Below are 9676 nucleotides of genomic sequence, written 5' to 3'. Positions count from 1 at the left end.
TTAAGTTTTTTTACCCGCATAACTGCGAAAGCTTTCTTTACTGCTTTCATTGAACTTCGAATTGCTTTTCGCTCTTCACGCTTTGCATCTTTCGCTGCTTGCCTTGCTCTTAATGTACCTGCTGTTTCGTTAGACACTTTTATACCTCTACCGTTATATGAAATAGGTAAACAGGACAGCCCTTCGGGCGAACGCCTAAATATATCGCCAACGGCGAGATAATTAGGTAGTGAGTACCTATTTTGCTAATAAACAAATAAATAAATATAAAAAGGCAGTCTTCCGAGTGGGATTAGAAATCTGCTGCATTAATCACACTAATCACTAATACATAAGTACATTATAATATACTTGTATATTTAATGCAAGGTTCTTGTTTCTGTATATCACTAACAGCACAGGTTTTCATATTGCATATAATTTCTGAAAGCAATCACGCCATAAAGGTTTTGACTGCGGAAAGTAGCTGAGGTTTTAGCTGGCTGAAAATTCACTCGCCAACAAATCACTCTGCTCAAGCACTCTGTCGGCTTCCATCTTGGCTAAATCAGGTGGATAGCCATAGCGCATCAGCACTTTCTTAACTAATAGCCGAAGCTTTGCTTTTACATCGTCACGCTTATTCCAATCCACAGTAGCGTTCTTCCTGATGATATCGACAATCAAATGAATCAGCTCTTTCATCTTGTGGTCTTCTAAAAATGAGGTGGAGTCATTCTGAGCAAGGATAGAGTAGAAAGCATACTCCTCAGGCGTTAAGCCTAAGTCATGCGCCTTGCTATCTTCCAGCTTCATATCTCTGGCAATATCCGAGAGTTCTTTAATAACCTGAGCCGTATCAATCTGATTGTTGTGATAGCGTTTAATCACAGATGAAAGCATCTCAGAAAACTTTTTACCCTGCGTCATATTCTTCTGCTTTCTGACTTTGACCTCGTCATTGAGTAGCTTTCTAAGCAGCTCAAAGGCAAGGTTCTTGTGAACCATATTTTTCACTTCAAGCAAAAACTCTTCAGACAGAATATCCAGTGAAGGTGCTTTAATTCCAGCCGCTTCGAAGATATCAACTACCCCATCACTGCTTAATGCATCATCCACAATCTGCTTGATGGCTGAATCAACTTGAGCATCTGTTTTACCGCCAGTAGGTGTAAACTTATTTATGCGTGATTTTATCGCTTGGAAAAATGCCATATCATCTTTGATAGTTTCTGATTCATAGCTTGGCACAGCCATGACATACAATTTAGAGAGTGCTGTCACCTCGGATAAGAAACGGTCTTTTAGCTTGTCATCATTCAAGATGAAGTTTTGAGCCGCAAGCAACACCTTCAATTTTTCGCCCGTTTCAGCTTTAAAATATGTCTGATATTCAAAACCATGAAACATCTGCTGAACAACTTCGAATTTTGCCAGCATGCCAGCAATGACTTCTTTAATATCAGGAGCGACTTCACCCTGACCACCACTATCAACGTATACCTGCATTGCCGAGCGTAAGTCTTGGCCGATGCCAATATAGTCAACAATCAAGCCGTGCGGTTTATCTTTATAGACTCTATTTACCCTTGCAATGGCCTGCATCAAACCAGCGCCCTGCATTTTCTTATCAACATAAAGTGTATGCAGTGGTGGCGCATCAAAACCTGTCAGCCACATGGATTGTACTATCACCAACTGTAACGGGTCATGTGCATCTTTAAGCCTGATTGCCAGAGCTTTTCTATCTTTCTTGTTGGTATGGTGAGGCTGGAAGCTTGCAGGGTCATCCGATGAGCTGGTCATCACCACCTTGATTGCGCCTTTATTCAAGTCGATATCATGCCATTCAGGTTTCAGCGCAACAATTTGTTCATACAAATCTACTGCAATCTGGCGTGTCATGCAGACAATCATACCCTTGCCTTCAAAGACCTCCTGCCTTGCTTCAAAATGACTGACTATATCTTTTGCAATATCTGCAAGTCGGTCAGGGTGACCTACGATGGCATTGATTTGTGCATTCTTCTTTTTGGATTTCTCAAGCTGAATATCCGTTGCGCCTTCAACGCTATCGACTAAAGCATCAATCTTCTTAGTGGCTTCATCATTGAATCGAATCTTCACCAGCCTGCTTTCATAGCTGAGTGGAACAGTAGCGCCATCTTTTACTGCCTGAGCAATATCATACACATCAATATAGTTACCGAAGACTTGCTGTGTATCCCTATCTTCTTTCTCAATCGGTGTTCCGGTAAAGCCGATAAACGAAGCGTGAGGCAAGGCATCCCTTAAATGTTTGGCATTGCCATATTTAATATTTCCTTCTTTATCGACCTTGCCTGTAAATCCATATTGGCTGCGGTGTGCTTCATCAGCTACAACCACAACATTGGTTCGGTCTGATAATGCATCAAATGTTTCACTACCATCTTCAGGGTAAAATTTCTGAATGGTCGTAAATACAATGCCGCCACCAGTGACGGTCAACAGCTCCTTTAAATGTTCTCGATTATTTGCCTGAACAGGTGTTTGCCTTAAAAGTGATGTGCAATTGCCAAACGTGGAAAAAAGCTGGTCATCCAAATCATTTCTATCGGTAAGAATAACAAGGGTCGGATTTTTCATAGCTGGCTCGACGACCAAGCGCCCCGCATAAAACACCATCGAAAGTGATTTTCCACTGCCTTGCGTATGCCAGACCACACCGATTTTACGGTCACCCTCTGGCTGGTCTTGAACCGATGCCAAGCCATAGTGGGCAGGGTCTTCATGCGCTTCACTTTCAACCGTTTTAATAGCTCGCAAAGTAGACTGCACAGCCTTTTCAACAACATAATACTGATGATAAGCAGCAACCTTCTTAATCTTCACCAGTGATAAAATGCCAGTTTTATCATCTTTGATTTCTTCAGATTCAAAAACGGTATTAAAACGAATCAATTTCAATAAGACATCAGGCTTAAACATCTGTTCTGCCACAATTTGTAATTCAGGCAAAATTCCATTCTCTTCTTTCGTTGGTGATTTCCATGCAAGGTATCGTGAATATGGAGCAGACAAAGTACTGGTTCGTGCATCCAGTCCATCTGAGATAACACTCAGCGCATTGTAAAAGAAAATAGAGGGGATGGCCGTCTTATAGTTCTGAATCTGCGTATAAGCTCGTTCTAATGTCGCCTTTTCACTGGTCGCGCTTTTAAGCTCAATCACCACCAAAGGAAGGCCATTCACAAACAGAATAACATCCAAGCGCTTGGACTGGTTATTCTCTTTGATGACAAACTGATTCACCGCCCAAAAGTCATTATTTTGAAGGTCTACGAAATCAATCAGCTTCACCTGCAAACCAACAGACTGCCCATCCTGAAAATGTTCAACAGTCACACCATCACAAAGCATTTGGTGGAATTTCTCATTGTTGGTCATGATGTCATTTGAGCCAAGGTGAAGTACATGCTGAAAGGCTTCATGCAAAGCTGGCTCAGGCAGGTCAGGGTTCAGCTTCCTCAGAGAAGTATTAAACTGTTTTTCCAATACAACACTATCAAAGGCATCACGTTGCGGGTTGTCGCTATTGGGTGCAATGGTTGAATCATTAAAATATGTGTACCCCTGATGTTGTAACAGGTCGATTAGGTTCTGCTCAATGGCATCTTCGTTCAAGTCTATCATGCAAACACCAATTTAGCCCAAATCCAAGTTTAGACGCTTTTTATACACATCCAGCCGTTTATTTGCTCGGTCAACAATGTCATCGTAAAACAGTATTTCAGAATAAAGTTCACCCACCCTTTGACCTGTAGAATGCTCTATAACTCCGGAAGTATTAAACCAACCTTGACCATTCGGAAAACGTGTATAGTTCGTCAACCTATTTGGATTCAAACTTGAACCAATAAGGTACCCATAAAACTTTTTCAACTTGCCATTAGATTTAGCTGCCAATAACTGAGCATACTCCATCAAGTCACCAATATGCCTATCCATATCAACATCCGGTGCTTTAAACTCAATAATTATCACAGAGCCTTCATTATTGAAAATAGCTATATCAGGGCGTTTCCCCGAATTATTCTCATAGTTTTCTTGAAGGATTTTAGATAGTTCATCATCAATATCACTATCAAACAGGTTCTCACTTCCATCCCATGACATTTTAGATAACAGTTGGTCTGAAGCGATATAGTCATAGTAATGATATTCTTCATTAAGTATCCAAATATCATGGTCTTTTATTTCTTCACTATCTTTTCTCATAGGAAAGAAAATATTATGAATAATTTTTTCATTTTCCTGTCGTTTCTTATCATCAGCATTCTGAATATTTAAGCGCTTATTTATCGCCAATGATAATATCTCAAGAATCGCAGTACGGCGCACAACAACTTGAGATAAATTCGCCATATCAATGTTCTTTAGCGAAGAAGTATATTTCCAAGCCAGCTCATTTACCTTATCTCTAAACTCATCACTATTAGGGTCGGAGTTTAGAATCTCTGACCGAACATCAAATATTTCAGATGTATCCTGAATAATTATATCTTGATACTTCTTCAAAACCCGCTGCACTATACCTTCTTCTGTATCTCCATAGTGAACACGCACATTAACTTCTGTAATCATACTGGATGAGATACCATACTTATTACCAACAGTATTTATAATTCCCTGCTTATCCCAATCAGGAGGTGTCAGCATTGCCATTATATCTTCATCTAAAGCATCATATATTTCCTGAAATGAAATCCTCCTTTCTAAAAAAGATTCAGTGGATTCAATATCTATAGGTAAATTGAAATCATCACGTTGCTCATTCACATGATTATCTAAGAAGTCACCTTCGATTAAAATGATATGATAAAATCCATTAATAGGGTTGTTTTCTAATGTTTTAGTCTTTAGATAATTTTTAGTTATTAATTTTACAATGGATGATTTTGCACATAGGGCAATTGTACTTCCTGACAGCTTATAATCAGACTCATTTAGCTTGTAATGTGATATTTTACACAGCTCTGGAGACAGTAACGACTCCGTTTCTCTGCTATAAGGAATATTAACATCTTTCCTTGTCGTGACCTCAGGAAGGTCTTCTCGATGCAGTTGTTGAATGGCCTCTTTATCACCGCACAGTGTTTTAAATTCTATGCAAAAGTCACCGAGAACCTGCTTTAGGCCAACCAACCTTTGAAGAAAAGATATCATCACATATTTTCTTAATGATTCAGCAGAAAATTTCTCTTTTAAATCCATGTTTAAAAAACATTTTTTATAAATTTCTTCTTTTATAATATCGAGTGTTATTCTCGTTTTCGTATCAGTTTCAAGGGTATCCTCAAGTATAAAGGAGCCTTCATTTATCTCTTTGATGCTATCATCAACCCTTAAAGTTCTCCGTTTAAATATTCCATCTGAGTTGTATATGCTATCTATTTCCAACTTGCTGAAATAATGGAAGAATTGCACACGACCAGACCCCTTACATTTACCAATTCCTGTGATAGCCAAATCATCTTTGTAAGAGGTGTCTTTTGTGACAAAAGCTTTCGTCTCTTGGTTGCCCAAACCAGCGCCGTTATCCACACAAGTAATTTTCAGGTCTAACTCTTCATCGAACAATTCTTTCTCAAAAAGCTCCACCTGAAAACTGACCCTCAATCCAGAAACATGTGCATCTGTTTCTTTTCGTATAAGATATGAATCAATTGCATTAGAAAGAAGCTCATCAATCACGACATAATAATTTTGATTAATTTTAGTGTTTTTAAGACTTCCTCTTACATCAAGAGTCATAGTGCAATCCTCTGGTCATTTGCGCCCTCTCTGCTGAACTCATGAATTCGCACATGTCCATTCATCAATTTAGGCAAAAGAGCATCTCTGGTCTTTGAAAGACTTTGAATTTGCACTGCATTGTTTTGTATTTTTTCAAATATCGGCTTAGCCAGTTTATCAAACTCAATATTAGTTTGAATATTTGGAATGATAACTCTGCTATTCTTAATCTCGGAAGTAGATAAATTAACCTGTACACCACTATTTGCTCTCTTCCTTAAGTCAGAAATAAAATCAATGCTATTGGTAAGTATATAAAGCCAAGGGTAGTCAATATTTACTTCATTTCTTGCTCGAATTAAGCCAACTCGTTGATTCACTATATAATATTCATTATCAAACATTAATGCCGTATGACCAAGTAAAGATGTGCTATCTTTCATATCGGTCATGCACATCAAAATATCACCTTTCTTTAAAACAAATCTTGATAGGTTAACGCATTTTTCTTTAGCTATGTAATCTTTGGTCTTTGATGGGTTAAATCCACCACCTTTTTTAATATGCCCCATTTTAAAAACAGCAAAGCTATTATTAGCAGGCTCTTTAATAAGCTCCTTTGACTTAAAAGCATAACCATTACTGAATTCAATCACCTCATCAAAAGAACCTATCCGCCAGCCTTTGGGGATTTCGCCGAGTTCGGAATCGACCATCTCACCAGTCTCATCGGGATAATTGAAATTCACAAACCACTCTTTAAAAACCGTTTGGGCAAGAGTTTCCAATGTTTTGTTTTGCGCACGCAGCAGCTCTATTTTTTCATCAAAAGAAGACAGCATATCCGCAATGGCCTTTTGTTCGGAAAGAGTGGGAAGTCTTAACGGATATTGTTTAATAGCATCCTTATCACCACGAGGCATTTTTGTACCTTTTGCGGTAATGACCGTGTACTCAATAAATCCATCATTTGAAATCAGATAGTAAAGATATTTTTTATTTAGTTGCTCATTATCAATTGGCCGAAACACCAAAACATCATTTGATGAGCCACCAATTTTATTACTGTACCAAACCTTCTTGAAGTATGTTCTAATGTTTGAAAACAAAGTATCGCCAACATCAAAAGCATTGACCTTAGACACCTTAGGTAAGGCTGCAGCTTGTGTTACTCCCATTTTATCTACCAACAAGTTTTCAGTTGAAATATAATTGTCTAAATCAATTTCACTGATAGGCATTTTTCCACTGGCATAATAAGTTACTTCCCCAAGAGAAGTTTTAATCCACCCCTCAGGCAAACTACTCATGACCTAACTTCCCTAACACTTCCAACGCCCCTTTATCAAATTTGGAGAATGCAAACCACTTCTTACCCAAGTCTTTGAGGGATGCACCGAAATGATAAACTTCATTATCATCGATTATCAAAAAACGGTCATGGGATTTTTTGAATGTTTTGATTGTGATTGCTGGATATTGTTCATTATGCTTTTCTAAATCGAGTTGTAACTTCTGTCCAAAGGTATGCGTATAAATGGTGGCAGTGCAACCTGCATTACGTTTGGTAAGCAGGGTCAACGTAGTTTCATCGACATAGTTATCAATCAATACAATCGACTTCTTGGCACTCTTGATTAAATCGGCCGCGAACACATAGGCGTCAAAAACTTCCCCATTATAAAAGATACCTTGCTCAGGTTTGATATCCTTCGCCTCGATGGCCTCAAAGACCTTATCCAGTTTGGTGTCAGTGATATGTTGCTTCTGCTCTATACTGTCCAAGCGTTGGAAAATTACAGCATTGTTGGAGATGAATTTCCGCATACCGACAAACGCATCCATGATTTGAATACTGACATTGATGGCTGTGTCACTCCGCAGCACTGCCGAAAGCATAGACACGCCTTGTTCTGTGAACACATAGGGTAGAGTTCTACGCCCACCATGCGCACTTGAGGTCGCAAATTGCGACTTCAAGTTTTCAAGCTCCTCTTGGGTAAGTTGAAAACGAAACTGTTCAGGAAATCGTTCTATATTTCTTTTCACCTGTTCATTAAGGCGTTTGTTTTCCACTCCATAAAGTTCTGCTAAATCGCTATCCATCATCACCTGCAAGCCACGGATAGTGAAAATCTTACTCTGAAGCTCATTGCTATTGATAATACTCACTTCATGGCTCATGAGACACCACCATAGCCACTTGCAGTCGCAAATTGCGACCACAAACTATTATCATTGGATATAATAAGATGTGATTTCCAATCCATCACGCTGTTGAACCGGTCACAATTTGTGACCAGTTCAACGCTTGAAAGAGTTAACCTATTATTCATAGCTCAAATCCAATCTTGGCAAGTTGCGTTTTGATTTGCTCATCCAGTTCTTTCTCTTTCTGCATTTGGGCAGCAAGAGTGGTTGTTAAATCCCTCATCTTATCTTCGAAAGGGATACCATCATCCTCTTCATCAGGAATGCCTACATATCGCCCTGCCGTAAGCACAAAGCTATGTTTCTCGATATCGGCAAGCGTTGCAGACTTGCAGAAACCTTTAACATCCTCATAGCCATCACTCTTTCTCCAGCTATGGTAAGCCTGCTCAATCGTCTCGATATCTTCAGGGGCAAACTCACGGTGAACCCTGTCTTTCATAAAGCCCATTTCTGAAGCATCAATGAATAAGGTCTCACCACGGCGAACTTCTTTTCCTCGGCGTAGAATCCAGATTGTTGCTGGAATACCTGTGTTATAAAAAAGCTGTTTTGGCAGAGCCACGATGCAATCAACCAAGTCGGCTTTCACAATGGCTTGGCGAATATCGCCTTCACCCGATGTGTTGGAGCTTAGAGAGCCATTTGCCAATACCGTTGCCATCACGCCATTAGGTGCCAAGTGATAAAGCATGTGCTGCATCCATGCGAAGTTGGCATTGCCAGCAGGTGGAACACCATATTTCCAGCGTCCATCTTCCTGCAAAATATCCTGACCCCACTCCGATTGGTTGAATGGTGGATTGGCAAGGATGTAATCCGCTTTTAAATCAGGGTTCATATCCTTTAAGAAAGTACCTTCAGTATTCCATGCTACGAATTGTGAGTTCACATTACGGATAGCCAGATTCATTTTGGAGAGCTTCCAAGTCGTCTGGTTAGACTCCTGCCCGTAAATCGTAATGTCCTGAATGTTGCCTTGATGCTCTTCGACAAACTTTTCACTCATGACAAACATGCCGCCACTACCGCATGCAGGGTCATAGACCCTGCCTTTGTATGGCTCAATCATCTCAACCATGAGTTTTACGATAGATTTTGGCGTGTAGAACTGACCGCCCTTCTTACCTTCGGCGTTGGCGAACTCACCCAAGAAATATTCGTACACCCGACCAAGCAGGTCTTTGGAGTTTTCATTGGCAGCCTTAAGCTCAATGTCAGAAATAACATCAATCAGTTGACCCAAAGAGGCTTTATCAAGGTTCGGCTTGGCAAACACCTTGGGGAGAACATGCTTCAGCTCCGCATTTTCTTTTTCAATGATGCTCATGGCATCATCAATAGCGACACCAATCTCCGGCAGTTTGGCTTTGGCTTGCAAGTTCTTCCAACGTGCGATTTCAGGCACAAAGAAGCAGTTCTCAGCAATGTATTCATCCCTATCTTCAGGGTCAGAGTATTCATCTGCTTCCAATCGCTCATACAGCTCTTGGAATGAATCAGAAATATATTTAAGGAAGATGAGGCCAAGAACCACATTTTTATACTCTGCTGCATCAATATTCTTGCGTAGCTTATCAGCCGTCTTAAACAGACTTGCTTCAAAGTTGCCGTTTTCAGTTGCCATTAAATCCCCATCCCACACTTGTTAAAAGTGGCTTTACGATATGCTCTTTTTAGCTGTTTATAAATCATTCATCAATATTTG

At 39.8% G+C, this 9676-nt stretch carries 5 protein-coding genes; all 5 read right to left on the bottom strand.

All coding sequences use genetic code 11. From position 1 onward, the window contains the following. Positions 1–474: 474 nt before the first annotated feature. The 5 genes from D8Y20_RS11365 to D8Y20_RS11345 all read right to left on the bottom strand — a co-directional run bounded on the left by D8Y20_RS11365 (position 475) and on the right by D8Y20_RS11345 (position 9595). A complete protein-coding gene (locus D8Y20_RS11365) occupies positions 475–3654 on the bottom strand; it encodes a type I restriction endonuclease subunit R (RefSeq protein WP_121543830.1) in 3180 nt (1059 codons plus the stop codon). A gap of 12 nt (positions 3655–3666) precedes the next feature. Further along, complete coding sequence (locus tag D8Y20_RS11360) at positions 3667–5775, bottom strand: hypothetical protein (RefSeq protein WP_121543828.1); 2109 nt, start codon at positions 5773–5775, stop codon at positions 3667–3669. After that, positions 5772–7067 (bottom strand): restriction endonuclease subunit S, encoded by a 1296-nt coding sequence (locus tag D8Y20_RS11355; RefSeq protein WP_121543826.1) that lies wholly within the window; start codon positions 7065–7067, stop codon positions 5772–5774. Before D8Y20_RS11355 ends, D8Y20_RS11360 begins: the two co-directional genes overlap by 4 nt. Continuing rightward, a complete protein-coding gene (locus D8Y20_RS11350; protein ID WP_121543824.1) occupies positions 7060–7941 on the bottom strand; it encodes an ORF6N domain-containing protein in 882 nt (293 codons plus the stop codon). Before D8Y20_RS11350 ends, D8Y20_RS11355 begins: the two co-directional genes overlap by 8 nt. A 148-nt stretch (positions 7942–8089) precedes the next feature. Beyond that, a complete protein-coding gene (locus tag D8Y20_RS11345; protein WP_121543822.1) occupies positions 8090–9595 on the bottom strand; it encodes a class I SAM-dependent DNA methyltransferase in 1506 nt (501 codons plus the stop codon). Positions 9596–9676 lie beyond the last annotated feature (81 nt).

The organism is Mariprofundus sp. EBB-1 (assembly GCF_003665155.1).
GTDB lineage: Bacteria > Pseudomonadota > Zetaproteobacteria > Mariprofundales > Mariprofundaceae > Mariprofundus.
This window is presented reverse-complemented; position numbering and strand designations above follow the sequence as displayed.

Bases quoted from the DNA above. Each gene is read 5' to 3' on its own strand.
- D8Y20_RS11365 (WP_121543830.1), bottom strand. From the start codon at position 3,654: ATGATAGACTTGAACGAAGATGCCATTGAGCAGAACCTAATCGACCTG.
- D8Y20_RS11360 (WP_121543828.1), bottom strand. From the start codon at position 5,775: ATGACTCTTGATGTAAGAGGAAGTCTTAAAAACACTAAAATTAATCAA.
- D8Y20_RS11355 (WP_121543826.1), bottom strand. From the start codon at position 7,067: ATGAGTAGTTTGCCTGAGGGGTGGATTAAAACTTCTCTTGGGGAAGTA.
- D8Y20_RS11350 (WP_121543824.1), bottom strand. From the start codon at position 7,941: ATGAGCCATGAAGTGAGTATTATCAATAGCAATGAGCTTCAGAGTAAG.
- D8Y20_RS11345 (WP_121543822.1), bottom strand. From the start codon at position 9,595: ATGGCAACTGAAAACGGCAACTTTGAAGCAAGTCTGTTTAAGACGGCT.